The 25,516-nt window shown below is 35.2% G+C and carries 21 protein-coding genes; 7 read left to right on the top strand and 14 right to left on the bottom strand.

What is annotated here, in order from left to right; all coding sequences use genetic code 11:
- Positions 1–11 precede the first annotated feature (11 nt).
- Complete coding sequence (locus IPI31_15245) at positions 12–3,614, bottom strand: VCBS repeat-containing protein (protein MBK7569175.1); 3,603 nt, start codon at positions 3,612–3,614, stop codon at positions 12–14.
- 180 nt (positions 3,615–3,794) lie between these two features.
- Here IPI31_15245 and IPI31_15240 point away from each other — a divergent pair, with 180 nt between their 5' ends.
- The 3 genes from IPI31_15240 to IPI31_15230 all read left to right on the top strand — a co-directional run bounded on the left by IPI31_15240 (position 3,795) and on the right by IPI31_15230 (position 6,985).
- Positions 3,795–5,195 (top strand): vanadium-dependent haloperoxidase, encoded by a 1,401-nt coding sequence (locus IPI31_15240; GenBank protein ID MBK7569174.1) that lies wholly within the window; start codon positions 3,795–3,797, stop codon positions 5,193–5,195.
- Between the two features lie 28 nt (positions 5,196–5,223).
- The gene (locus IPI31_15235; GenBank protein MBK7569173.1) at positions 5,224–5,760 is read left to right on the top strand and encodes a hypothetical protein; all 537 of its coding nucleotides are present in this window, start codon (positions 5,224–5,226) and stop codon (positions 5,758–5,760) included.
- Between the two features lie 82 nt (positions 5,761–5,842).
- Entirely contained in the window at positions 5,843–6,985 is a 1,143-nt protein-coding gene (locus IPI31_15230; GenBank protein ID MBK7569172.1) for a class I SAM-dependent RNA methyltransferase, read from the top strand.
- A gap of 73 nt (positions 6,986–7,058) precedes the next feature.
- On the opposite strand, the gene IPI31_15225 is transcribed toward IPI31_15230, so the two are convergent.
- From IPI31_15225 to IPI31_15170, 12 genes are all read right to left on the bottom strand, one after another.
- The gene (locus IPI31_15225; GenBank protein ID MBK7569171.1) at positions 7,059–7,877 is read right to left on the bottom strand and encodes an HAD-IIB family hydrolase; all 819 of its coding nucleotides are present in this window, start codon (positions 7,875–7,877) and stop codon (positions 7,059–7,061) included.
- A 1-nt stretch (position 7,878) separates the two neighbouring features.
- A complete protein-coding gene (locus tag IPI31_15220; GenBank protein MBK7569170.1) occupies positions 7,879–9,078 on the bottom strand; it encodes a mannosyl-3-phosphoglycerate synthase in 1,200 nt (399 codons plus the stop codon).
- 173 nt (positions 9,079–9,251) lie between these two features.
- Positions 9,252–11,033, bottom strand: coding sequence for a chloride channel protein (locus IPI31_15215; GenBank protein ID MBK7569169.1), 1,782 nt, complete (start codon positions 11,031–11,033; stop codon positions 9,252–9,254).
- 18 nt (positions 11,034–11,051) lie between these two features.
- The gene (gene nhaD, locus IPI31_15210) at positions 11,052–12,332 is read right to left on the bottom strand and encodes a sodium:proton antiporter NhaD (GenBank protein MBK7569168.1); all 1,281 of its coding nucleotides are present in this window, start codon (positions 12,330–12,332) and stop codon (positions 11,052–11,054) included.
- A 288-nt stretch (positions 12,333–12,620) separates the two neighbouring features.
- Entirely contained in the window at positions 12,621–13,622 is a 1,002-nt protein-coding gene (locus IPI31_15205) for a hypothetical protein (GenBank protein ID MBK7569167.1), read from the bottom strand.
- 500 nt (positions 13,623–14,122) lie between these two features.
- Positions 14,123–14,401, bottom strand: a complete 279-nt coding sequence (locus IPI31_15200; GenBank protein MBK7569166.1) for a T9SS type A sorting domain-containing protein — start codon at positions 14,399–14,401, stop codon at positions 14,123–14,125.
- A 50-nt stretch (positions 14,402–14,451) separates the two neighbouring features.
- Positions 14,452–15,522, bottom strand: a complete 1,071-nt coding sequence (locus IPI31_15195; protein MBK7569165.1) for a hypothetical protein — start codon at positions 15,520–15,522, stop codon at positions 14,452–14,454.
- A gap of 55 nt (positions 15,523–15,577) precedes the next feature.
- The gene (locus tag IPI31_15190; protein ID MBK7569164.1) at positions 15,578–18,001 is read right to left on the bottom strand and encodes a hypothetical protein; all 2,424 of its coding nucleotides are present in this window, start codon (positions 17,999–18,001) and stop codon (positions 15,578–15,580) included.
- A gap of 52 nt (positions 18,002–18,053) precedes the next feature.
- Positions 18,054–19,106: an FAD-binding oxidoreductase gene (locus IPI31_15185; protein MBK7569163.1), complete on the bottom strand. Its 1,053-nt coding sequence runs from the start codon at positions 19,104–19,106 to the stop codon at positions 18,054–18,056.
- Between the two features lie 14 nt (positions 19,107–19,120).
- A complete protein-coding gene (gene mnmD / locus IPI31_15180; protein MBK7569162.1) occupies positions 19,121–19,789 on the bottom strand; it encodes a tRNA (5-methylaminomethyl-2-thiouridine)(34)-methyltransferase MnmD in 669 nt (222 codons plus the stop codon).
- The gene (locus tag IPI31_15175; protein MBK7569161.1) at positions 19,789–20,493 is read right to left on the bottom strand and encodes a rhomboid family intramembrane serine protease; all 705 of its coding nucleotides are present in this window, start codon (positions 20,491–20,493) and stop codon (positions 19,789–19,791) included. Before IPI31_15175 ends, mnmD begins: the two co-directional genes overlap by 1 nt.
- Complete coding sequence (locus tag IPI31_15170; protein MBK7569160.1) at positions 20,494–21,114, bottom strand: thioredoxin family protein; 621 nt, start codon at positions 21,112–21,114, stop codon at positions 20,494–20,496.
- 125 nt (positions 21,115–21,239) lie between these two features.
- Here IPI31_15170 and IPI31_15165 point away from each other — a divergent pair, with 125 nt between their 5' ends.
- The 4 genes from IPI31_15165 to IPI31_15150 are packed head-to-tail and all read left to right on the top strand — an operon-like array spanning position 21,240 to position 23,725.
- Positions 21,240–22,292 carry an alkane 1-monooxygenase gene (locus tag IPI31_15165; protein ID MBK7569159.1) on the top strand — a complete coding sequence of 351 codons (1,053 nt, stop codon included), beginning with the start codon at positions 21,240–21,242 and terminating at the stop codon, positions 22,290–22,292.
- Positions 22,293–22,311: 19 nt separating this feature from the next.
- Positions 22,312–22,926, top strand: coding sequence for a uridine kinase (udk, locus tag IPI31_15160; GenBank protein MBK7569158.1), 615 nt, complete (start codon positions 22,312–22,314; stop codon positions 22,924–22,926).
- A 60-nt stretch (positions 22,927–22,986) separates the two neighbouring features.
- Entirely contained in the window at positions 22,987–23,574 is a 588-nt protein-coding gene (locus IPI31_15155) for an outer membrane beta-barrel protein (GenBank protein MBK7569157.1), read from the top strand.
- Positions 23,564–23,725 carry a hypothetical protein gene (locus IPI31_15150; protein MBK7569156.1) on the top strand — a complete coding sequence of 54 codons (162 nt, stop codon included), beginning with the start codon at positions 23,564–23,566 and terminating at the stop codon, positions 23,723–23,725. The genes IPI31_15155 and IPI31_15150 overlap by 11 nt, the downstream gene beginning before the upstream one ends.
- A gap of 265 nt (positions 23,726–23,990) precedes the next feature.
- On the opposite strand, the gene IPI31_15145 is transcribed toward IPI31_15150, so the two are convergent.
- The gene (locus IPI31_15145) at positions 23,991–25,433 is read right to left on the bottom strand and encodes a leucyl aminopeptidase (protein MBK7569155.1); all 1,443 of its coding nucleotides are present in this window, start codon (positions 25,431–25,433) and stop codon (positions 23,991–23,993) included.
- Between the last annotated feature and the right edge of the window lie 83 nt (positions 25,434–25,516).

Genomic DNA, 25,516 nt, shown 5'->3' with positions numbered 1-25,516 from the left:
ATTATTTTAATTTATTTTCCTGAAACTAAATTTCCAAAAACATTTCTGCTGTTTCCCTTATTATCGATTACAGTGATATCAGTTACCTGATCAGTTACCACAACAGAAGCTGAATTTTGACTTAAATATCCGGAACCACAATAAAATTCCTGACGGCGTTTTTTTCCATCAGCATAGGTAATCATTGCGTATGCATCGTTGCTATTTAATTGAATGGTTTTTGTTGCTTTGGTTGCTTTAAATGCATTAATCGGCCCATTGCTGTTGGTGGTTAATAACACCGTAGATTTTGATTTGCCTATATTAATAACAGCGAGTGACTTTGCATTCATAGCGGAATAAAATCCGGAGAATCTTGCATGAAGATCTTTGAAAGTTCCATCACCATTACCTAACAATACATTTCCAATACCTCCATCCTGAGTATTGGTTTCAATTTCAGTTTCAAACCAGTTACCATGACTTACAATATCCAGATTTCCATCGTTATTTACATCCAGGGCAACAATACCAAAGGTGCTTGAAATTTGGGCTTCATTTGGCAACTTGCGAATCGCAAATTTATTATTACCTAAATTTTCGATATAAGAAGTATAAAAAGTATTTGCCTTGTAATGCAATTTAGAATTTTCCATTCTTTTTTTACCGTAAAAATCCCAAACTTCCGCACGGCCATAACTATCCCAATTCGGGAAAATAGTTTCTATATCCTTAATTTGTTCAATTAAACGTTCACGTGTTTTTTGAGGAAATAATTTATCGCCTTGCCAGTAACACATAATGATATCGTTAGTGCCATTATTGTCGTAATCGTCATAAAATAATTCGATAGGTTTTTGATTTTTCGGGCAGTATTTTAAATTCGTTCCGAAATTTCCGGCAACGTAATCAATATCTCCATCATTATCAAAATCACCTGCTGATAAACTGTTCCACCAACCTGTCGATTCTGATAAACCGGATGTTGCAGTAATATTTTTTAGTTTGCCATTATTATTTTCAAATACTGTAATAGGCATCCATTCACCTGCAATAATGAGATCAAAGTCTCCATCATTATTATAATCTGTCCATAATCCGGCAGAAACTAAACCGATATTTTCCAGATCAGGTGCAACAGTTTTTGTTACATCAGTAAATTTACCTTTATTGTTTTGGAGGATATAACTTTTAGTAGGGAAGGGGTAATTACCCGGAATAATTCTTCCTCCAACAAAAAGATCCATATCACCATCTTTATCATAATCTTGTGCAGCCACACATGAACCACTGGAGATCATTTGTGGTAATGCATCTTTAGCTAAATTAAAATTGCCATTGCCGGTATTAATATATAATCTGTCCTGAAAATGCAGATCATCTTTAGGAAAATCGCTACCACCACTTACGATATAAAGATCCATATCGCCATCAGTATCTGCATCAAAGAAAATAGAACCAAGATCTTCGCTAATAATTTCTTCAGCTCCTTCATTAAAAGTTCCTTTGGTAAAAGAACCATCGGCAGATTGTAAATAAATTGCACCGCTTTGTTTACTTGCGCCACCAACAAAAAAGTCATCCATTCCATCACCATTTACATCACCAACTGCAAGCCCTGGTCCTAAATTACTTAGCTCATGTGGAATTAAAAATTCGCGGTCGAAATCATCAAATTCATTTTCTTTGTGAGAAAAATCTATTTTAAGATCCGCTGAAATATCCGCAAATAAATAATCAGGTTGAGGCACTGCACTTTTTGTTACTTTAACCGCATTTTTGTGGTCAATAACGAGTGTTTGATTAACCGCAACATTTGTCATTACATTTTCTTTTCCATCCAACCATATAACAACTACCTGATCGGCTTTTTCATTTGCTCCCAATCCAAAATGTGCTATTGGTTCCGAGCATGACATATATCCTTTCACTGTTTCCATTTGTATATATTGTGTTGTGGAACCAGTGGTAACATAAATTTTTGCACCTAATCCTTCAGGGTTTGCTTTTTCACCTTTGAGATCAACTTTCAAATATTTATTGGAACTCATTTTAGATGCATTATTGCGCGCAATATGTGCTTCAAGGTTAGCATTATTTACAACAATGTCAACGTCGCCATCATTATCAAAATCGGCATATGCTGCACCATAAGAGGTGGATGGAAAATATAGACCCCAATCTTCACGAACATCATCAAAAGTTAGGTCACCTTTATTTTTAAACATTGCATTCGGCCATTCCAATACGGAACTTTCCGGTATCTGTTTTCTTAATTCATAATATTCTGTTGAATCGGATAAACGGTTAGATCTGGTTAATTTGATATAAACCTCCATGATGTCCATATGGCTGTCTTTCAAAAATCCATTGGCAACATATAGATCCTTATTACCATCATTATCATAGTCGGCAAAAAGAGGACTCCAGCTCCAACCTGTGGTGCTAACTCCTGCAAAATTTGCTACTTCCGAAAATTTACCTACACCATTATTTAATTGTAATGCGTTACGGCCATATTGTTGTAAATAACCGCCATTTACAAGTGTTCTTAAAAATGTTTGTTTGTTTGATTGCATGAAAGTTTTAGTTCCATAATTACCTTCAATATCCATGTCCACTGTGAACATGTCGAGTAACCCGTCATTATTATAATCGGCTATATCTGTTCCCATTCCGAAATATGCAGTTTTATGCAAAACTTCGCGGCTACTTTCTTTAAATGTTCCATCGCCCTGATTGAGATAAGTATAATCATGCATGATATAATCATTTCCAACAAAAACATCCATCCATCCATCATTATTTATATCGCCGGCAGTAACTGATAATCCAAAACCGTGGTTGTTGATACCAACTTCTTTGTGACATTCAGTGAATTTCCCGTTTCCTTCGTTGCGATAAAATCTATTGCTTTGATTAGATCCTTCTTCAATTTTCTGATAATTTTTTTGTTTATTCTTATCCTTGAAGTCGGTTGGATGAGTTAATACATAAAGATCGAGATCACCATCATTATCAGCATCAAAAAAGTTTGCGTGTGTAGAGTAACTATCATCATCGATACCATATTCCTTTGCTTTTTCCGTAAAAGTATTATCACCATTATTTATGTATAATAAATTGCGGCGTTTTTCGGCATCTTCATATCGTGCGCGACAAACATAAAGATCCTGCAGACCATCTTCATTAATGTCAACAACAGTTACGCCGGTGCTCCATCCTGGTTTACCGTTAATTCCGCTAGTCGCAGTAATATCTTCAAACTGCAAGTTGCCTTTATTTAAATAAATACGATCCGGAACTACATTCCCGCAGAAATAAAGGTCCTGAAGCCCGTCGTTATTAAAATCGCCAACTCCTACACCTGCTCCGTTGTAGGAATATCCATAACGATAATAATTAAGGTCGAAGGTTTCGATAAGCTCATTGTTGAACTTAATACCAGTAGTTTTACTAGTTAAAATGTCAAACATTTTACCTGATTCCTGGTCGGTTGTAACTATTTTTGCCTGGTCGATATTCTCCGTGAATTTCCACTCATTGAGATATTCTTTGCCATTCTTGTTCGAGCCGCAACTGTAGATCACTAACGTTAACACAATTACAGAAGATAATACTTTGATAGATTTCATGCCTTTTTTATGGTTTAAGGGGCAAAGTTAACCTCATTATAAAGGCGGGTTAGGATTGGCTATGTAAATGTTTTGTTAACGAATTAATCATGCAGTATTTTGATTAATTTTGCGCTGTTTTATAACCACAATTTTATAACCACAAATAATAGTCATATCTTAACTAAAATCAAACTAGTCATGAGATTAAAACACCTATCTGTAATTCTACTGTCAGGCGTTATTCTTTTTGCCGGAAGTTGCGGACCAAAATCCTCCGGAGGAGATAACCCTCTTTTTAATGATGTTTCCAAAAAATCTAGCGACGAAAGTGCTCAATTTCTGCTGGAATGGTGGAATGCATTGTTCGCATTTGTCGAAACTGAACGCCTTTCACCACCTGATGCTTCCCGTATGTTCGGTTATATCGCTGTTGGCGTTTATGAAGCCCAAATATGCGGAACTCCCGATTATCTTACATTAGAAGGTCAGTTAAATGGTTTAAGCGACCTCCCAAGACCAGAAGAAGGTCAAATTTACGATTGGACTACCTGTGCAACAGAAACGATGTACTTGGTTCAGGATGCAATGATGGCGCGTTATTTCCCTGCCGGGGTTGGGGTATTTAACAAATTACATGACAAACAAATTGAAGCTTGTAAAGCTGCCGGTGTTCCTGATGACGTTTTAGAACGTTCAAGACAATATGGTAAGGACCTTGCAGATGCTATTTATGAATGGAGTGAATTAGATTCTTATACTGAGACCCGATACAAACAATATAAAGCACCAACAAGAGAAGGACATCCTGGTTTATGGGAGCCAACTGATTTTAACCAAACGGCATTGGAACCTTTCTGGGGAGATCACCGCACATTTTTTGTGAAAGATGGTGCTCAATGTGATATTGACAAAGCTCCAAAATATAATGGTATCGGCGATACAACAGGCGAACTTTATAAACAAGCATTAAAGGTGTATAATGTTGATGCTACTTTAACTGAAGAGCAAAGAACAATTGCACAATATTGGGCTGACGATCCGAGTGAAACATCTACTCCTCCGGGACACTGGATGGAAATTTTCGGTGGATTTGTGAAATCAGAGGATATGAAACTTGACCGTGCAGCAGAAATTTATGCCCTAATGACATTGGCAATGAATGATGCATGTATCACTTGCTGGCATACAAAATACAGGGTTAACCTTGTGCGTCCTAAAACAGTTATTCGTGAGAATATTGATCCGGATTGGGAACCTTATGTAGAAACACCTCCGTTTGCAGGGTATACTTCAGGTCACTCTAACTTCAGTAGTGCTGCTGCTGTTGTATTAACTTCTCGTTTAGGAGACAATTTGAAATTTACTGATAGCACACATGTGTCAATAGGATTGCTTCCCCGTTCATTTGACTCTTTCTTTGCTGCTGCAAGAGAAGCAGGGTATAGCCGTATGTATGGCGGAATACATTTCGATTGCGATATTGATGATGGAGCTGAGACAGGATCATGTGTTGGAAATTATTATATCGATAATTTGAAAACAAGTACTAAGGTTCAAGGTAAAAAATCTGACGAAGCTGCAGCTAAAAAAGAAGGATAATCAAAACCACATCTAAATAAAACAGAACATGAAAAAAATACTGAATATAAGTTTATTTGTTGCCTTCCTCAGCTTATTTGCTGTTAACGGTAACAGTCAGGTAGTTATGAAAGATTACCTTACACAAAATCACCAGGGACAAGTTGCAAAAGCAGCTAATAATAATGGTGGTGCATTGTATTATAAATTTGAATATGTTAACACAGAAGGTGCGCGTATCAATTATAAACTACATTTATATAAAGATAAAGGCATGTCGAAACCATGGATGAGTTTTAATGTTTTAATGCGCAATTTAAACTGGACCTATTATGTGGATATTACCATGAGTAAAGATGGAGCAGATAAAGTTGCAGCTATGATCTTCAAAAAAGATCTTCGTTGGAGCCGTGTTAAATATTCTCCGCATGCTGATTGTATGCGTATTAACCCTCCACTTTACGAGCGTTATACCATTGGTGCTGAAACTGAATCATCAGACGTATTATTTTACGGTTTGCTGAATAATTTCATTACGCAGTTGGATAAAAACGTAGATTTTAATTGCTACGCAGCAGGTAAATAATTGAGACCGAATAAATAATTAAAGGGGTGTTGTTGATACAGCACCCCTTTTTTAATTAAAAAAGAATTACATTTATTGAAATATGCAGGAACAATATATTGCCAAAACGTTGCAGGGATTTGAACCCATTCTTGCAAAAGAATTAATGGATCTGGGTGCAAGGGATGTAGAAATTTTAAAGCGCGCAGTGGCTTTTTCAGGGGATAAAGCTATGTTGTATGCCGCAAACATACACTTGCGCACGGCAATAAAAATTTTAAAACCAATAACATCATTTACTGCAAATGATGAACATGAACTCTATGATAAGGTTATGGCCATTGATTGGAGTGAGATCATGAATGTGGATGATACATTTGCCATTGACAATACTATTTTTTCTACTGTATTTACGCATTCCAATTATCCGGCATTAAAAATGAAGGATGCCATTGTTGATCAGTTTCGAAATAAATACGACAAACGTCCCAGTATCGAAAAAATTAATCCAACCTACAGATTTAATTTACGTGTAAAAGAAAATCAAGTTAGCATTTCATTGGATAGTTCAGGCGAATCTTTACATAAACGTGGATATCGCACCGAACAACACGCGGCACCCATGAGCGAAGTGCAGGCAGCGGGCTTAATATTGCTTAGCGGATGGAATTATAATATTCCATTATATGATCCAATGTGTGGAAGTGGTACTATATTAATTGAAGCTGCCTTAATTGCAAATAATATTGCACCGGGATTGATCAGAAAACATTTTGGATTTCAGTTATGGAAGGATTATGACGTTACTTTATTTCGTCAGTTAATGGTACAGGCAGCAAGTGAGGTGAAAAATAATAAACTGATGATACGCGGATCAGATATATCGCAGAGAAATCTTGACATGGCACAAATACATATTGATAATGCGGTACCTGATGCGGGAATTCAATTATTTCCGGCTTCTTTTGAAGATACAGAGGCTCAAAATCATAAAGGGATGCTTATTATGAATCCACCCTATGGTGAACGTATGCAACAGGAACGTATCGTCGAATTTTATCAAATGATAGGAAACACACTTAAAAGAAAATATGCAGGATGTATAGCATGGGTTTTTAGCGGTAATCTGGATGCAGCAAAATTTATAGGTTTAAAACCTTCTGAAAAAATTAAATTAAAAAATGGACCTATTGACTGTGTGTTTTTAAAATTCGAAATAAGAGAGGGAAAATTTGGGCAAAAATAGGAGAGGTGAAAGGGATTAAAATATAGGATTTTGCATATGGCCAGTTGGAAAATTTAGTGATAAAACTTTAATATCATGTTCGGCTATCATATTCTTCAATAATTTTCTTACAAACTTTAATAAAACCCAAAGGGCCTTTCGGATTAACTATATAAGTGTTTGGCGTTTGTAAAGTAACGGAAATGTTATCTGTAAGAAAGTAACTATAATTAGTTTCACCAAACATGGAGTAATCGTTTTTGCCATCTCCAACACTATAGGATCTTATCTCAAGTTTGTCAGCATGAAGTGAATTAAGGTAATATCTGATTGCATTCCCTTTAGACGCCAATTTATGCGACACGGTAATAAATCTACTCCCTTGTAATGCAACAGCATTTAATCGTGTCAATTTATCATTTATACTCTTTAATGATATTTTCTGATCTGAAAAAAAGTAAGTTTCAGTAAACATACGTTGTTGGGCCAATTTCAGTAATTCTTCGGTGAGGCCCGTAATTTGCATTAATTGGACTCTGCTTCCCGATTGCAGTGAAAAAAAATTTCCGGGATACAACTTATTTATTTCATCATTCCAAAGTTGTATATCTAAATTTTTCGGAACTAAAGAATGAATCACAAAGTCATGGTATATCTCACCTTCTGAACCAGTATCTGTGTAATTAAGTTGATTTTTCGGAAGGGCAATAGCACTTCCATTTTCGAAAATAAACGGTTGATTGATATTCAGTTGTTCTTGGATATTGCATATTTCCAAAAAGGTTTTTGAGGAAGCAAAAATTACTGCGATTCCTAATTTGTTCAATTTTTTAAGCCAAACATCTGAACCTTCGAAGGCATGAGTATATTTATTGGTAATTGTTCCATCAATATCGGTAAATAATATAAACATATCAGGGATTTACCAGCACGCTACCATATAATTCAGGATCAAAAAGATTTTTTGCTTTTTCGGTATTATAATTATTCAGTGCCTTGTAAATTATTCTTTTTATTGGCAATTCATTTCCCAATATTATTTTAAGTCGTTTTAATTCTTTTAATATTTCTTTTTTAAGTTCAATCGGGCAAATATCAGAATGATAAATGCAGCCTAACGAATTGTCTATCATGTCATTAACATGTTCATTCCCTTTCGATTCGTGTAGGTGCGGATTTCTTGATTCAACCTGATGGATATTTATCACTTTATTGTTAATAAGATCCAGGTTATTATTTTTAGTGAAATTGCCAAATTTTTCGAATAAATTTATAAAATTATATGGCTCAACAGTAAATCCGGCACCAAAATCCATGTTTGTTGCAAGTTTCATACTTATGCAATGTTCGCCCGAATTGGCTGTGTTTATAATATCGGTTTCAAATCCTGAGTAAATACTAATTAACCTGTTTAAGTAGAAATTAGTTAATCGGCTAACGCGCCCCCATTTACTGAATAAAATATTTGAATTTATCGCTTTGGGTTTACTATGCCATAAAATACGACCCAGTGTATAATCTGTTTTGGCTAATGAAAATATGGAAGAATAAATTCGAACATATTCGAATACTGATCCGGGAAAATAATTATCTGAGTCTATATAACCGATATACTTTTTTTCTAATAGGTGGGCAATCAATAACCCTATCAGCATACCCTCCGACTTGCCGTTTTTTACTAATTCCTGATCATCAAGAATATCGTTATAACCCATTGCTGCAAATAATTTAGCAATTTCAGGATCCTTTTGATGAACAATAATATAGTTGCGTTTTGCAAAGTGGCAAATATTGTCCACCACATTTTTTTCCATTTCGAACCTATCGGAATCTTCTCTTGGACTATTGGATACAATTATTATAGTGCAACTGTGAGGAATGCCCGTAATTACCCCTTCCAACAATTTTAATTTTTCATCCATTATTGGAACAACAATTGCCATATCCTTTTCTATGTCCCACGACTGTTCATTTGCAATTTTTTTAACTACAAAATATTTTTCACTTAAATTGTTCGCACTTTCGGGTCCGGCATCCATGGCAAATATTTTTTGTTTGCTATGTAAAATCACATTCCCGAAACGTTCAAATGAATTTGGTAATTCAATGCGCATATCTTTAAATTTATAGATAAAAAATTATTGAATAATATAAATTTAGACAAAATATTGCAATAATCCAAATAAATATAAAAAATTAACACAAGATTGCAAAAAAAATACTTTATATTTATTGTATGCAGATGTTCAAACTGCCATTCATATAATTTCAGTTTATATTTACAATTCTAATCAATAACATCCTCCTTCAATTTCAATCTGTAATGTGATAAAATGGTTGATTTAGAAATGAAACCATAATATACTTTATTCTGAATCACAGGGAGATTCCAGGCGCCGGTTTCATCAAACTTTTGCATAACATCTTCCATTGATTCCGATAAATTAATGATAGCGATCGGGGAAGTCATTAATTCTTTGGCGGTAACAGTTTCGTAAAGATCTGTCCGGAATATAATTTCTTTTATTTTGTCCAAAGTTATGATACCAAGCAATTTATTTTCCTCATCCACTACAGGGAAAATATTTCTTTGAGATTTTGAAATGATCTCAATCATACCCGATAATTTTAATTCGGGTGAAATTTTGTGAAAATTATTTTCAATCAGTGTGGAAGTGTCCAGTTTGGTAAGAATATTTTGATCTCTGTCGGAGGTTAAATGAGTGCCATCTTTACTTAGCTTTTTGGCATCCATGGATAGGGGTTCAAAATATTTTGAGATACCAAAACTGATCGACGATACAATCATCAAAGGTATCATCAATGTGTATCCACCTGTAATTTCTGCAATGAGGAAAATTGCTGTTAACGGGGCATGATATAAACCGCTCAACACTCCTGCCATTCCAACGATGGTGAAATTGTTTTCCGGTAAATTACCCAGGTTAAGCATATTAATGCATCTGGAGAAAAAAAATCCAAGATAGGATCCTACAAATAATGAAGGTGCAAAATTTCCACCATTACCACCACTTCCAATGGTTAATCCTGTTGCTATGGATTTGATAAATATAATTGCTCCGATAAATGCCAATACGATCCATTGGTTGTTTTTCAGGGATTGTAAGATGCTGTTATCCAATAAATTTTCAGGATGTTGGGTAGATAATAACTTTATACTTTGATATCCTTCTCCAAATAATGATGGAAAGATAAAAAGTAACATCGCAAGGGCCACACCTCCAATAAGAACATTTAAATATTTTTTCTTCGGCGCATTACTAAATAATCCCTCTATTTTGGTAAATGTTCTTGCATGATATATCGAAATTAATCCTGCCAGAATCCCCAATAAAATATAAAATGGTACATTAAAATAATTAAATGGTTGCTGCAACTGAAATGATAACAGAACATCATCATTTAAAAATATTTTTGAAATTAATGCTCCTGTGGCAGCAGAAAGAATTAGCGGAGTGAAAGCCGAAATAGATATATCTATTATTAGAACTTCCAATGCAAATAAAACTCCTGCAATAGGAGCATTAAATACAGCGGCTATACCTGCAGCAATACCGCATGCAAGCAGGAGTGTTTTTTCCTTTTTATCAAGATCATAGGTTTTGGAATAATTTGAACCAAATGCTGCTCCCGTACTAACAATGGGTGCTTCCAGTCCAGCAGACCCTCCAAAACCCACGGTTAACGAACTGGTTAATATTTGAGCATACATTTGCTCCTTAGGAATATCACTCGACTTTTTGGCTAAAGCAAAATGGATATTCCATAGTCCTTTTTCCATTTTTCCCCGCAAAATATATTTTACTGCTAATACCGTTAATAAAATTCCAATCAGTGGTAACACCAGGGGCAGATATTTATAATTTCCTGAGCTAATGTATTGGGAAAATAAAAAAATATAATGAACAAATGATTTCAAAACCATGGCCGCAAGCCCAACAGAAAGACCAACCAATACACTCGAAAAGAGGAGAAACTGTTTTTTGTTCAGTTTTGATTTTACCCACTCAATAAGGATATTAAATTTATGTAATGATAGGTAATTCATAATTAATTGCTAATATAATTAGCCAAAAATCTGATATTGTAATAAATAAGTAAATGCCCCTGCAAAATATCCAATTAAAGCCAGAAAACTTATCTTGCGCAAATACCAAAAGAAACTAATTTTTTCCATTCCCATTGCCGCTACACCCGCAGCTGAACCAATTATTAAAGCACTACCACCGGTACCCGAGCAATATGCCAGAAATTCCCAAAAGAAATGATCTGTAGGATATTGATTAAGATCATACATGCCTTGAACTGCAGCAACAATAGGTACATTATCAACTACTGCAGAAAGTAAACCAATAGACATTACAATTAAACTTTCATTTTTTAAAGTGGCCGACATCCATGTAGCTGCATTTGCCAAAACTCCAATGGATTGTAAAGCGGAAATACTTATCAAAATACCAAGGAAAAATAAAATACTCGGCGTATCAATTTTGCGCAGAGCATGTGTTACAGATAAAATTCCTTTTTCTGCCTCGTCTTTGTCGCCATGTAATATTTCTGTTATTATCCACAAAACACCTAATCCCATTAAAATACCCATAAATGGAGGTAAATGAGTTACAGTTTTAAATATAGGTACTAATATTAAGATCACTATTCCTGACATCAGGACAATCATTTGTTGTTTTGAAGATAAAGTTGATTTGGCGTTTGCAGGTTTTTGATCCGGGGTTGTTACTTTTCCTTTTAATTTAAATGAAAGGTATAATAATGGTGCGGTTATACATACAAGGCTTGGTAAAATCAAATTAATAATGATCTCTTTAGCAGTAATTTGACCTCCTATCCATAACATAGTTGTAGTTACATCACCTATTGGCGACCAGGCTCCTCCTGCATTAGCGGCGATCACTATCATACCGGCAAAAAATAATCTGTCCTCTGGATCTTTTATTAATTTTCTCAGGAGAGATACCATTACAATCGTCGTGGTTAAATTATCGAGAACTGCGGAAAGAAAGAATGTAATAAGAGAAATTATAATTAAAAGTGATCGTTTATTTTTTTGCGTGATCTTTCTTGTTATAATGTTAAAACCATCATGAGAATCGATCAACTCCACTATGGTCATAGCTCCCAATAAAAAAAATAAAATTCCCGAAACCTCCCCAAGATGTTCTATAAGTTGAATTTCAACTAAATGTTGGTCTGATGCAAAGAGACTGTAAATGGTCCAGCACAAAACACCCGTTAACAAAGCAGTGGCAGCTTTATTGATTTTAATAAAATGTTCTGTTGCAATTGCCAGATAACCTAAAATAAAAATAATTACAATAATATTTTCCATAATCTGAGATGAATTTTAATACTAAATCGCTTATGCTTTTTTTAACAAAAATTATGTTTTTTTGTTTTCGTCTCGTGAAAATAAGTCAAACGACATCAAAATTCAAAAAAATCAGGAAATAAATACACAAAGTGTAAATTTTAAAACAATTTCAGTTTTATATCTGTACATTAAATATATAGGTGCATTAAAATAATAAAAATGGCTTAATTACAAGGTTGCATTTAATTCACAAGAAAAAAAAGCCGCACTTTGCAGCACGGCTTTCCTAAAAACTTCTATCTAAAACTAATTTCCAATGCGCGACATCAGATCTTCCAAAACCGGTTTCTTTAAGGTGAAAGTACTTCTCGACGACATATAACCGTTATGGAATACTTTAACAGTATAAGAGCCTGCTTTAAATTCTTCCTCTTGCTCCCAGTATACGCAGTGGCTTTCCACATCACCACCATCGTATTTTAAACTAACTGCTTTAGAGAATAAATTGTCCTCCGGTTTTTCTTTGTTATTAAATTCTCCCGAACCATTTTCGGTGTTGAATAATGTTTTGCCATTTGGACCGATGATCTTTACAAAAAATGTTTGATCCTTGCCTGCTGATAATTTATTCGGCAACAGATCAAAACAGATCTTTAACCTGTCGGTGTGTTTCGCATTCTGCCCTTCCGAATCATTGCCATTTCCTTTTTTGCGAACACCTGTTATCGTAATATCTTTCGCCAAAATAAATCCACCGATGTCGAGTATGGAATCTCTGTCGTAAGTTAACTCCTCACTGCGTTTAACTTCCTTTTCATACAGTATGGTAAGTTCTTCAAAATCTTCCTGCAATGCTAAAAATTTGGCATTTAACTCATCAAGTTGCGTTTTATAGGTGCTGCAATCCACTTCCAGCGATACTATTTCTTCCTTTACCTCGTCAAGCTTTTTTTGATTGTTTGTAACACCTCCATTAAAGAAATTACAGGTCTTCAGCAATGTGGTAATTTCATTACGACGGGCATCAAGTTCGCCCTCTAAAGCAGTGATAAGGCTGTCTTTTTTAGAAAAATCACCCTTTTGATCCATCAGTTCCCGTTTCGATTCATTGAATTGAACCTCCAACTGACTATAAAGTATACGGGCTTCCTCAATTTGTTGAGCACTTCGCAGCCTGTCCTCTTTATTCTGGAAGGCATTGTAGAATAACCAGCCGTTTAACCCTAATAGTAAGAATATTAGTACAAGGTACAGCCACCGGCCTCTGTTGTCAGATCTCTTTTCTTCATTCATACGTGAACCTGTCAACTATTTGGATTTTAATTTCCCTACTTGAAAAGGAATTAAAAAATTGACAATAACAAACTTCGCTTATTGTATCAAAACCTGCCTAAAATGTAATACACACGCGGTTCTCATAAATGGCGAAATGTATAATTTCAAAACTGAAAACACATCATTCTCCTTCAAGCCCTAAAAAGGCTCAAAGTACCGTGATTGTTACAATACAGGGGATTATTCATGTTATGAACGCATAAAATATACCAAATTGTATATTTTAGGCGTCAGATGTTGATAACGTGTTGATTTAGAAGGAATTTCTGTGGATAGGGAGTTGAAAAGTTAAAATTTTGTACAGTACGGCAACTTTAGGCCTTTGTACGGGGGCCGACAATCGAAGCGAAAAATCTCATAGTTGCTAAAATTGACACTTGAAAATTTAAAGTTTCATGGATACGATTCATCAAAGCCATTTTTCAAAGTTTTTGATTGAACAAGTGGGTTAAGGGCACTAATTATCAAGTTTTCTATTCAATAAAAACCCTTTTTACATATTGGCGCTCATCATTATTTAATTTCACTACGTACACACCTGTCGAATAATTACCCATATCCACAATTGTCAACTTATTGGTAATTTTTCTGCTGATTATTAAGTTTCCATTTAAATCAAAAATGTTAGAAATAATGTTGAGTTCGTTTGTCTTAATATTAATTGTTTTACCAAAACTATAAATGTCTGCTGGTAAAATATTTGTAGTCAAAATTGAAAGGCAAGTAAGTGTCGCCAATGATGTCTCCTGCAATAATGCCTATAGCGCATTTATTCTCATATGCTGTTATGCGTTCGTATTTTTTACCAAGGTCCATTTTGGGTAATATTGATAAATCTGTCATTTTCATAACGATATGCTCCACCAAACCCCACAAACCAAAGCCGCTTTTGCTGGTCTTCATAAATTTGAAAAGTCAGCGGGCCATAATTTCCTTCTTCTATTCGATATTCAGTGAGTTTTTCTCCACTTAATCTGTATATACTGCGACCGCAATTAAACCAAACATCACCCTTGTAATCAACAATTATACTACCTGTTCCTTTACTTTCTTCAAAATACTTATCTGAAATATTGATAAGGGTATTCTCTTTGAGATGAAAAAGTCCTTTTGAAGTCGAAACCCAGAATCCACCTTTTTTGTCTTCAACTATTTTGCTAATAAAATTTGTTGGAACACCTACTTCGTCAGAAATATTTTTTAACTTTTTGTTTGTATATGAAAATAGACCCGCATTAGTACTGAACCAGATTGTTCCCTTACTATCTTCAAGAATACTATGAACCATTTTTGTACTTGATATAGCAAGTGTTGTATCTTTCTTTCCTTCGGGTAGGTCAAATTTAGTGAACCTTTGTCCATCAAATATACAAGTTCCTTCTATTGTCCCAATCCAAACATTCCCATTGACATCCGTCTCTATACACCAAGTGCTATTACTTATTAAGCCATCTGATTCGTAATAATTGGTCACTGAACTACCATTAATACTGCTAATACCATGATGATGCGCAAACCAAATTCTCCCAGCTTTATCTTCTGCAATGTCTTCTATGGTGATACCTTGGCCTGATTCACTTTTAAAACCATCAATATGAAGTAAAGAGTCCTCAGATAATTTAAACACACCATTTTGAGTTCCAAACCAAATATTGCCCCTACTGTCTTGCAATATGGCAGGTATAACTCCACTAATCTGATTGTTAGTTTGGTCAATTTCAAAATTTGAATCAGTGGGTAATAGTTTCTCTTCTTTCATTACGTTTTGTTTATCACCATTATTCGCTTGCCTATTGCAAGATGTCATAATAATACAAAGCGCAATTCCTGTAAACAATTTTATTCCGTGAAATGGTGTTTTCTCTTTTTTCATCGGGTTCTTATTTTATATGACACATACCTTTAAGCTTTAAGTGTTTCGCCGTTTTTCAATTAAAAATAGGTTTTAGTTTGTTTGTTTGCCATTCATCCCAGAAATTCTGATCGTAATAATTTTTGATAAGTTCGGCATAAGCAGGTGTTTCTCTTAATTTTTTGAGTGCATTTCTGGCAGGAGAAGCGAGCCGGTTGTTGGTTGATAATGCTGCATCAAATAAATTGACAACTACTTGTTGATTGCAATATTTGAGATTTACCAATGAGTTGATCGCATAATTTCTTGTTCTGAATTCATAATCGGAACTGCTGTAACTTACGAGTTCATTTATTGATTTGTCTTCAGGCCCCGAAAAATTCAATTCAAGCCAGGTAATTCGAATGTTTTTATTGCTGCCAACCAGTTCTTTGGTAAGTTCCAAGTATTCTTTCTTTTTGTTGGGATTCAGTGTACAAAGTTTATACAAGGCAATTTCACAATTGCTGTAATTAAAGTCATTTAATTTTGAAATGATATCTTTTTCTAATTTCGAAGGAATGGATTGCAAATTTGTTAATACTGCTCTTCGCACCAATACATCGGCATCGTTGAGTGCCTGTTTCAAAACTGCAAGCGATCCTTTGTTGTCGTCGTTACTCAATTGGAAAATGATCTCAGATCTTATTGCATGGAAATTTTCTTTTGCATATAATTTTATAAGGTCATCTCTTTTTTTCTCAATATCAGTCGCTCTCAAAGCTACAATTGCATCGTAGCGATCTATCATATTTGGAGCATTAAATGCCTGAAATTTTAATTCCTCATATTGTTTTTCAAATTTCACTTTAGCATAGATCATGGAGTTGGGGTCGAACAAAACAAATGCTAATTCGCGACCGTCAGTATTCTTAAAATTAATAGTAGTCTCCTCTTTTTCTATCCACACTAATTGATCATCAAAAGATCCGTCTTTATAATGCACCTGCACATGAATTGGCATTTTGAATAAATGTACGGTCTCGTTTTGTTTTTGTGTTTGTTTTACTAATACTTTTATGTTTTTCTCCTCTGAAGAATAATTCACAGTGTATTCAGGAAATCCATCTCTATAGATCCACTCATCAAAAAACCAATCCATATTGATGCCAAGTGAGCGCATAAATTGCATTTCAAAATCATGAGATTCTACGTTTGCATAGGGGTATTTTTCAAGAAAATCTTTGATAACAATTTTGAATTGTTCATCACCTGTTACATACCGCAACATATCTAAAACAATACTTCCTTTTTGATATACACGTGAGGAACCTGATTGACTGTGTGCCACAGGATAATTGTTTTTTCCATCAGCATCAAAAGCAGTGTTCATTTCCCCTCTGCGGTTCCATTGATAGGCATCATCACCACTAATATGTTCCCTGAATTTCTTTGCATAATAAGTTGCAAAACTTTCCTGCAACCATTGATGGGCGTTACTCCAGGCTGAAACATAATCACCAAACCACTGGTGCGTTAATTCATGCGCATTGATATCTACATAATTTTTATCGGGAAAAGTTTTTTCATCCTGATAAAAATAATCGGAAAAAATAGTTGCAGTGGTGTTTTCCATTGCACCATATAAAAATTCCTGTACGGGAACATTTGCATAGGTGGTCCAGGGATATTTTAATCCGGTTTCCATCTCCATCCAATCCATCATTTCAGCAGAATATTTATAGGTGAATTCGGCTATGCTTTTTGTTCCGGGATAATAATATTGTTTTGTTGTAATTCCATTTTTACTTGGATAATCCAGATGATCGTATTTTCCTATTGCCAACATAATTAAATATACATTGTGGGGATGTACCATTTTATATGTTTGGGTGATGCCTCCATCCTGATTTTTTATAATTTCTCCTGCTTCCCCATTGGAAATAATAGTATATCCGGAGCGGAAATTAATTTTCAATGAACTGAGAAGTTTATCATTTACACCGTCGTACGATGGTATCCAATAACGATTATCTGTACCTTGACCTTGTGTCCATATCTGTTTTCTTATTATATTCGGATCTGTTTCACTGTCGGTGATCTTGTTATTCCAGCCATTAAAATAAATACCCCGTTTAGGATAGGCATCATATTTAATTGTCATAGTATGATTGGTATTTCTTACTAATGGCGGATTAAAAAATACCGTTGTTCCCGCACTATCCATTTTAAATTTCGTTTTTGAATTATCCAGCAATACATATTCTATCAGAATGCCCGGAGCATCTAAAAAAACAGAATCCACCTTTTGTTGGATCGGTATAAAAACATATTGAGCAATTCCACTTACCTTACCTTCTTCCGGAACAAAATTCAGCTCGAGGTCCAAAGAAATGAAATCAGTATTATGATCGCGAATTACTGCACCGGCATCAGGTACATAACAATTAAAACTTGTGGTTTGAGAAAATACGGAAATGGTGCCTGTTAACAGAACAACTAAAATCAAAGGTCTTATCATATCAAATAAATTGGTCTCGTAAAAATAGGGTAGAAGAGGAGCAGGGCAAAATTTATTCTCTTAATAAATCATAAAATCGCTTAATATTTGCCTCTTTCGGGATTTCATTGCCATCAAGGATGAATTGCAATAATTTTTGAGCATAAAAATTGGAGAGAGACGCACCCTTTGTTCCCATGCCATTGAGAATGAACATATTCTTGTGATTTGGGTGTCCTCCAACAACGGGGGCTCTGTCGCGTATTGTGGGCCTAATTGCCACCTTGTATTCCAAAACTGAATAAGGCACTTTTAATAATTGTTGTAGCCCTGTTTCAAGTTCCAGGTTGCCTGATGAGGTTGGTTCAGTGGAAAGGTCATCCCAGGAATTTGTTGCACCAGCCCAGTATTTATTTTCACCCAAAGGAATTAAAATAATGCCTTTATGGATGATCATTTCCGTGGAAAAATTGGGAATTTCAATTATCATGCATTCCCCCTTTGCAGGTTTGAAGGGAATATTTTTATACCAGGGATTTTTAACAGCTGATACTCCCTCACAAAAAACGATATATTTATAATTTTCACCTTGGTAGGACATCGCGGTTTCACTTATTTTAATTTCATCATGATCAACATTCCCCTTAATAAGTTTTGTATTTATAAATTCGAAATACTTATCTATCAGCATTGTAGTATCTATACGAAGCGCATGATTAATTTTAACTGCCCCAAACCTGAAATCGAGAAAACGGTTAAACTGTTTTACATCAAAATTAATATCAATAAAGGATTTTAAATCTATAGTATCTTCGGCTTTTTGCCAATCTTCCAAGGCAGATTCACTTTTATGTATCTTAAGAATATTACACTCATATAATAATTTACACTGAAGTTTATTTTCCAATAATAAATAGTTGTTTTTTACTTTTGGTAAAAGTTTTTCGATATTCCATTGGAGAGAATATTTTCGGCCTGTTACCGGATTTATTAATCCACCGGAAACTGCAGTGGCCGAATTAAATAAAACTGGATCAGCAAGTTTGTAACTTATATTTTTTTGTTCCAATTCCCAGGAAAATGCAATACCTGAAAACCCGCCACCAACAATTAGAAAATCTATCACCTAACAAAGTTAATTTACTTTTTTGTAGCGCGAAGCATCTCTCTTTTGCCCGGAGGACCGGGAATGCGTTCCACAGCGAATCCAACCGATTGCATAGTCCTTCTAACGGCACCTTTTGCGCAGTAAGTCACTAAAATTGCATCTGAATGCATGGCTTCAAGTAACTTTCGAAAATTTTCTTCTGACCAAATTTCAGGCTGTACCTGAGGTCCAAAGGCATCAAAATAAATAAGGTCGTATTTTGTGGAGCTTGAAAATTTTTCCAGTGTAGTGTTGAATTTATAAAAATTAAGATGAGGGAGTTTAATTTCTTTGTCAAATGGAGCTTCGTGTATGTTGCGAAATAAACCGGAATCAAGTTCAAATGTTTGCATATCAAAATCTTCCAACTCATCGATCAATTTTGCATTGAGTGGAAATGGCTCTAAAGCGTGGTAAAGCACTTTCCCCGAAAAATCTGTACAATGTTTATTGGTCAACATCAGATTTAAGCCAGTCCCTAATCCTACCTCCAGAATATTTAATTGCTGCAAATCTGATCTTTGTTTCACTAATAATCCCGCATTAATAAAAACGTGCATCGATTCGGTGTATGCACCATTTACAGAGTGATAATGTTCGTTGAGTTCGGGGGAATAAATAGTTGGAGAACCATCGGTAGTGATCTTAATTTCCAATGGCATTATTTTTTTTCTTCGTTATCGGTTAATTCATAAGCTGTGAATTCTTCTTCCTCTTCATCTTCATCATCATCTAAAATGATCTCCGGTGGCAGGTCGGTCTTTCTAAAATAAAAGGCAGTAGAAAATCCACAAATTGCACCCATTAAATGCCCTTCCCAGGAAGTTTTAAGATCTATGGGTAAAATGCCCCACACAATACCTCCGTAAATGAAAACTATCAACAAAGAAAGCGCAATTGATTGAATATTCTTTCGAAAAATTCCGCTGAAAAATATAAAAAATGCCATACCATACACTAATCCACTTGCGCCTATATGGTAATTTTCTCTACCAAATAACCATACTAAAATTCCTGAAACAAAAAATATAAAAACAAATGATTTAAAGGCAACTTTTCGATAGTTGAATATCATTAAAAAGGAAAGCACAAAAAATGGTACAGTATTGGAAAATAAGTGGTTCCAATCACCATGTAAAAACGGCGAGAATAAAATTCCTCTAAGTCCGGAGTAATGTCTTGGCAATAAACCATATTGCCCGAGGTCGGTACCGCTCACAAATTCAAATAATTTTACGATCCAAATTATGGCGATAAAAACCAAAGGCATAAAAATGCTGAGTTGCAAATGCTTTTTCTCATCGTCCCTATCCATGGAAGGGCGATTATCACCGGTATTGATCTTTTCGAAGGAAAAAATGGACATTTACGACAAACAATTACTTACGAACGAAAATAGTTCGTTTTGCAAACTAACAGTTTTATTTTGGTTATACCAATTCTGCACATAAATAACCCATTCGTCGTGCGGAATGCCCTTTAATTTTGCATTTTCAACAATTTCCTGCGCTTCCCGTGGTCGTGGTCCCCAAACACCTAGTTCGTCGCCGGTTTCGATATCAAAACAAATTAACCGGGGGATCGAATTAGTGCCATTGAATAAATATTTTTCTGCAATATCGGGATGTTCATCCCTCAAAATAAGATCCAGTCGAATATGCAGTTTGTCGGCAATTTTATGTAATACTGGAACAATTTGAGCCGCATCACCACACCAGGCTTCTGATAAAATTATCCATCTCAGCTTTTCAGTTGATGCAGGATCCAAATCATCCCAAATAGGCAATAATTGGGTAGTTTTAATTAACCTGTTCATGCGCTGAAGATTCAGTTTGGTAGCATCAATACGACTTGTAGTTGGTTGTTTACCTGTTGTTGTTCCCGTAGAAACGCATAATTCTGTTAACGCATAAAACTGATCAAAACTCAGGGTCTGACCAAGTTTTAACTGATTAAAGTTATTTTTTATTAGGTTTATCTTTTCCATAAAAATCAATTCCAATAGTGTATTAACTACCCAAAGTTTGTATAAGTTCAAAGTGTAAAAGATGATTTTTATCAGCAGTTAAGAAGAGATTAGTGGATAATGGGAATTTTCCCTATTTTTGAAAAATGAGGTTCGCAGGCGTGATAAAATATTTTGCTGCATTTACCATTCCGGGCTGCGCATTTATAGCACTTTATTTCCAGGGAATTTGGGTGTTTCTAACTCCTGTATATGCATTTCTTTTTTTATCTGCAATTGAAATGATATTACCCCTTAATACCAAAAATAAAAGTGCTTTGGAAGAGGAATTATCAAAAAAGGATCCTCTATATGATCTGGTTTTATATTTAAATGTACCCGTGCAATATGCGATCGTAATTTATTTTTTATTTACTGTTACCAACCAACAATTATTATGGTGGGAAATTTTAGGAATGGTGATCAGCACAGGTATTTGTTGTGGGGTGATAGGAATAAACGTTGCACATGAATTAGGACATCGAAAATCAAAAACCGAGAGAATATTATCCAAATCTCTGTTACTTACTTCTCTTTACATGCATTTTATCATAGAACACAATAAGGGTCATCACAAAAGGGTTTCCACGGATGACGATCCAAGTTCGGCCCGACTCAATGAACCCATTTATGCATTTTTCTTCAGAACCATAATCGGATCCTATGTTTCTGCCTGGCACATTCAATTAAAAGAATTAAAAGATAATAATCATGCATTCTTCTCTTTGCAAAATGAAATGGGTTTGTTTTTTTTACTGCAATTGGGAGTTTTAATTTTCATTTTTATTATTTTCTCTCCGATAACGATGTTATTATTTATACTTGCATGCATGCTCGGAATTTTGTTGTTGGAATCTGTTAATTATATCGAACACTACGGGCTTAGGCGTAAACTTGCGGCTTCGGGAAATTATGAAAGGGTGCAACCCTGGCATTCATGGAATTCAGACCATGTTATCGGCAGATTGGTATTATACGAATTAACCAGACACTCCGATCATCATTTTATGGCTTCCCGAAAATATCAGATATTAAGGCATTTGGATGATGCTCCTCAATTACCTGCCGGATATCCTGCAATGATCATTTTATCCTTGTTTCCACCATTATTTTTTAGGATCATGAATCCAAGAGTAGAGAAAGTATTCTTATCTCATTAATTTCGCATAAAAATAAGAAATGATCATAATTGGAATTGCAGGTGGAACCGGTTCAGGAAAAACAACCTTTGTAAATAAATTAATTGCGAGTCTTGATAAGGATAGTGTTGCAGTTATTTCTCAGGATGCCTATTACCGGAATAATCCGGAACTTTCTGAAAATGATCGCAAACAATTAAATTACGATCATCCTGATGCAATTGAATGGGAATTGTTATTAAAACATATTCATCAATTGCAAAATGGTGAAACAATTGATCAACCAATTTACAGCATGATAACCTGCTCACGAGAAGTTGCCACGCATCCTGTTAAACCGAATAAAGTACTAATAGTAGAAGGTATTTTAATTCTTACAAGTGAAATTTTAAGAGATGTATTTTCGCTAAAAATTTTTATCGATGCAGATGCCGATCACCGCTTAATGCGTGTGGTAAAACGCGATATGGAAGAAAGGGGAAGAAATGTTGATGAGGTGATGAAAAGATATTTAACTACAGTAAGACCTATGCACGAACAATTTATCGAACCATCGAAAAAATTTGCAGATATCATAGTTCCGGTAGGAGGTGATAACCATGTTGCAATAGAATTGCTGAGTCAATATATCACTGCAAAGGTTGCAAGCAAATGATTTTTATTTTTGGGAACACTGCGTTATTTTTACATACCTCGACACTTTTAATGAAAAACCATGATAAAAACACTAATTTTATTCGCACTGTTTTTCCCGGCAGTTGCTTTGGCACAGCGGTATCCAACCGGAAAGGGAACATATAGGACCGGTGGCGGAGCCTCGTTCACATCCTCCCGCGAAGTAGATTTTAATGAATACAAATTTACTATTACACCCAGATTCGGATATTTTATTACCGACGAATGGTTAACCGGATTTGCATTAAATTATACAATGACCGTGGATACCAATTTTATTTCCGCAATAAAATTTACTCCTCAGGTTAAATATTATTATCCGCTGTCACAATCCACTTTTATTCTCGCAACTGTTGAAGTAGGTGTTGACCGTGCAACTACCTTCGGATATTCAAAAAGTATTGTTGATCATACCAGTATTTCTGCGGGTCCCGGAGTTGCATATTATTTTTCACGAAGAATTGGTTTCGAAATAAATATATTGTATCAACAGTATCTCAATCCCGATAATACCCACATGAGTAAGATAAATGCAACCGGCGGATTTCTGCTCAACATTCTCAACAAAAATGACAGAGCCAAAAAAATTAAAAACGATTATAAATTACGGGAAGAGGATGATGAGTAATTTAAGATTCGAAGGGAGAAGATTCGAAGGTGAAGGAAGGAAGGGGTTGGAAGGGGAAAAAATAAGGGATGAAAGCCCGACGACCTCACAGGTCTCGGAGACCTGTGCAGGTCTGAGGGAAGGGGAAGAAGAATTAAGAATGAAGGAATGAAAGAATGAAGAAAAAGGGGATACTGCCTGACGCTCAACATACAGGCGCTGATAATGCAGTTTGTGCGAAATTAAAAGGATAAAAAAATTAAGGAAGGGCAATGGAAGGTTGTAAAATGTAAAGCAACCACTTCGAAATAAAAATTTCACCAGAATGTAAAACTTAACCCACTTTGCAATTGGAAATTAAATTATCCTCTGAAATAAAAACAAGTCCTATGTCCTATGTCGTAGATCCTATGTCGTACGTCGTAGGTCCTATGTCCCTAATTCAATTCCGCAAATCTTTTTGCAAAGGCGTATAAAAGCCTTACACCCACACCGCTTGCACCTTTTTGTTTATAAGGTTCATCATCTTTTAATATTGCAGGTCCGGCTATATCGAGATGAAGCCAGGGATAATTGGTAAAATGCTCCAGAAATTTTCCGGCCGTTGCGCTTCCGCCAATTGCTCCACCAATATTTTTCATATCAGCAACATCACTTTTCAGCATATCGGCATATTCTTTCCAGTAAGGAATTTCCCAAAGTCGCTCAGCAGTATTTTCTCCGCAAGCCATCAATTCCTTTCTGAATTTAGTATCATTACCCATTAGAGCACTTCCAAGTGTTCCGGTAATAACTGCCGCTGCACCGGTTAAAGTTGCAAGATCTATCACCAATTCAGGGTCATATTTTTTTGCATAACTCAATGCATCTGCTAAAAGCAATCTGCCTTCAGCATCTGTATTTAATACCTCTATTGTTGTGCCATTATGCATGGTAATTACATCATCGGGAACAAGTGCATCAGAATTAACTCTATTATCAGTGGAAGGAATTAATCCTATACAATAAACAGGTAATTCATTTTTTACGATGGCATAAAAGGCGCCAATCACTGCAGCTGCACCACACATATCCATTTTCATTCCGCTCATGGAACCGGCTGTTTTCATGCTATAACCTCCGGTATCATAAGTAACTCCTTTTCCAACAAAAATCAAAGGTTTTTTATTTTTTGCAGTAGTTGGATTGTATTCTAAAATGGAAAAAGTAGGAGGGACTGAACTTCCAAAATTTACGCCCAATAATCCGCCCATGCGCAAGGCCTCTATCTGACTTTTATTTAAAACTTCCGCTTTAAAATTCAGTTCGCGGCTAATTTCCAAAATATTTTCTCCAAGCTGAACCGAATTCAATGCAATTACAGGTTCATTTCCTAAATTTTTTGCAATTTCATTTGCACGAATAACATTATTGAGTTCCTGCAATTCCGCTTCCGAAATTTCATTGTCGTTCACCAATACTTTTTGCAGAGAATTTTCCTTTTTTTCCGATTTATATTTCAAAAATTGATAATTGGACAAGGCTATACCTTCCGTAAATGCCAATAATTCCGTTGTAGAGATCGAGTTCGAAGCTCTTACAACCAATACTGAATTGCTTTTTTCATAATTGATCCTTTTTGCAATATTGCCTCCTTTAACACGCGCTTCTTCCATTAATTCCGCATCACTTTTATCCTTGGAATCCTTAAAAACAGCCACTATTAATACCATAGAATCTGTGTAAATGGAAATATATCCATTGTCACGTTCATTCATTTTTTGTGATATGATATTTTGGTGGGATTTTAACAGGGGATGTGACAAATCTGTCTCATTTCTGATAAGCACGGCTACAACAGGATCGATAGAGGAATCGGTTTTACTTAGAACAGCAGTCATTTACAAGAAGTTGGTTCAAATTAAATTAGTTGCAAATTTACATGAATAGGGTGGGAAAGTATGATATTTTAGATGGAAAATGT

It is taken from the genome of Bacteroidota bacterium, assembly GCA_016706865.1.
Taxonomy (GTDB): Bacteria; Bacteroidota; Bacteroidia; order Chitinophagales; family BACL12; genus UBA7236.
Note: the sequence above shows the minus strand (reverse complement) of the source record. Positions and strands in the feature narration are given on the sequence as shown.

Bases quoted from the DNA above. Each gene is read 5' to 3' on its own strand.
- IPI31_15245 (MBK7569175.1), bottom strand. From the start codon at position 3,614: ATGAAATCTATCAAAGTATTATCTTCTGTAATTGTGTTAACGTTAGTG.
- IPI31_15240 (MBK7569174.1), top strand. From the start codon at position 3,795: ATGAGATTAAAACACCTATCTGTAATTCTACTGTCAGGCGTTATTCTT.
- IPI31_15235 (MBK7569173.1), top strand. From the start codon at position 5,224: ATGAAAAAAATACTGAATATAAGTTTATTTGTTGCCTTCCTCAGCTTA.
- IPI31_15230 (MBK7569172.1), top strand. From the start codon at position 5,843: ATGCAGGAACAATATATTGCCAAAACGTTGCAGGGATTTGAACCCATT.
- IPI31_15225 (MBK7569171.1), bottom strand. From the start codon at position 7,877: ATGTTTATATTATTTACCGATATTGATGGAACAATTACCAATAAATAT.
- IPI31_15220 (MBK7569170.1), bottom strand. From the start codon at position 9,078: ATGCGCATTGAATTACCAAATTCATTTGAACGTTTCGGGAATGTGATT.
- IPI31_15215 (MBK7569169.1), bottom strand. From the start codon at position 11,033: ATGAATTACCTATCATTACATAAATTTAATATCCTTATTGAGTGGGTA.
- nhaD (MBK7569168.1), bottom strand. From the start codon at position 12,332: ATGGAAAATATTATTGTAATTATTTTTATTTTAGGTTATCTGGCAATT.
- IPI31_15195 (MBK7569165.1), bottom strand. From the start codon at position 15,522: ATGAAAAAAGAGAAAACACCATTTCACGGAATAAAATTGTTTACAGGA.
- IPI31_15190 (MBK7569164.1), bottom strand. From the start codon at position 18,001: ATGATAAGACCTTTGATTTTAGTTGTTCTGTTAACAGGCACCATTTCC.
- mnmD (MBK7569162.1), bottom strand. From the start codon at position 19,789: ATGCCATTGGAAATTAAGATCACTACCGATGGTTCTCCAACTATTTAT.
- IPI31_15175 (MBK7569161.1), bottom strand. From the start codon at position 20,493: ATGTCCATTTTTTCCTTCGAAAAGATCAATACCGGTGATAATCGCCCT.
- IPI31_15170 (MBK7569160.1), bottom strand. From the start codon at position 21,114: ATGGAAAAGATAAACCTAATAAAAAATAACTTTAATCAGTTAAAACTT.
- IPI31_15165 (MBK7569159.1), top strand. From the start codon at position 21,240: ATGAGGTTCGCAGGCGTGATAAAATATTTTGCTGCATTTACCATTCCG.
- udk (MBK7569158.1), top strand. From the start codon at position 22,312: ATGATCATAATTGGAATTGCAGGTGGAACCGGTTCAGGAAAAACAACC.
- IPI31_15155 (MBK7569157.1), top strand. From the start codon at position 22,987: ATGATAAAAACACTAATTTTATTCGCACTGTTTTTCCCGGCAGTTGCT.
- IPI31_15150 (MBK7569156.1), top strand. From the start codon at position 23,564: ATGATGAGTAATTTAAGATTCGAAGGGAGAAGATTCGAAGGTGAAGGA.
- IPI31_15145 (MBK7569155.1), bottom strand. From the start codon at position 25,433: ATGACTGCTGTTCTAAGTAAAACCGATTCCTCTATCGATCCTGTTGTA.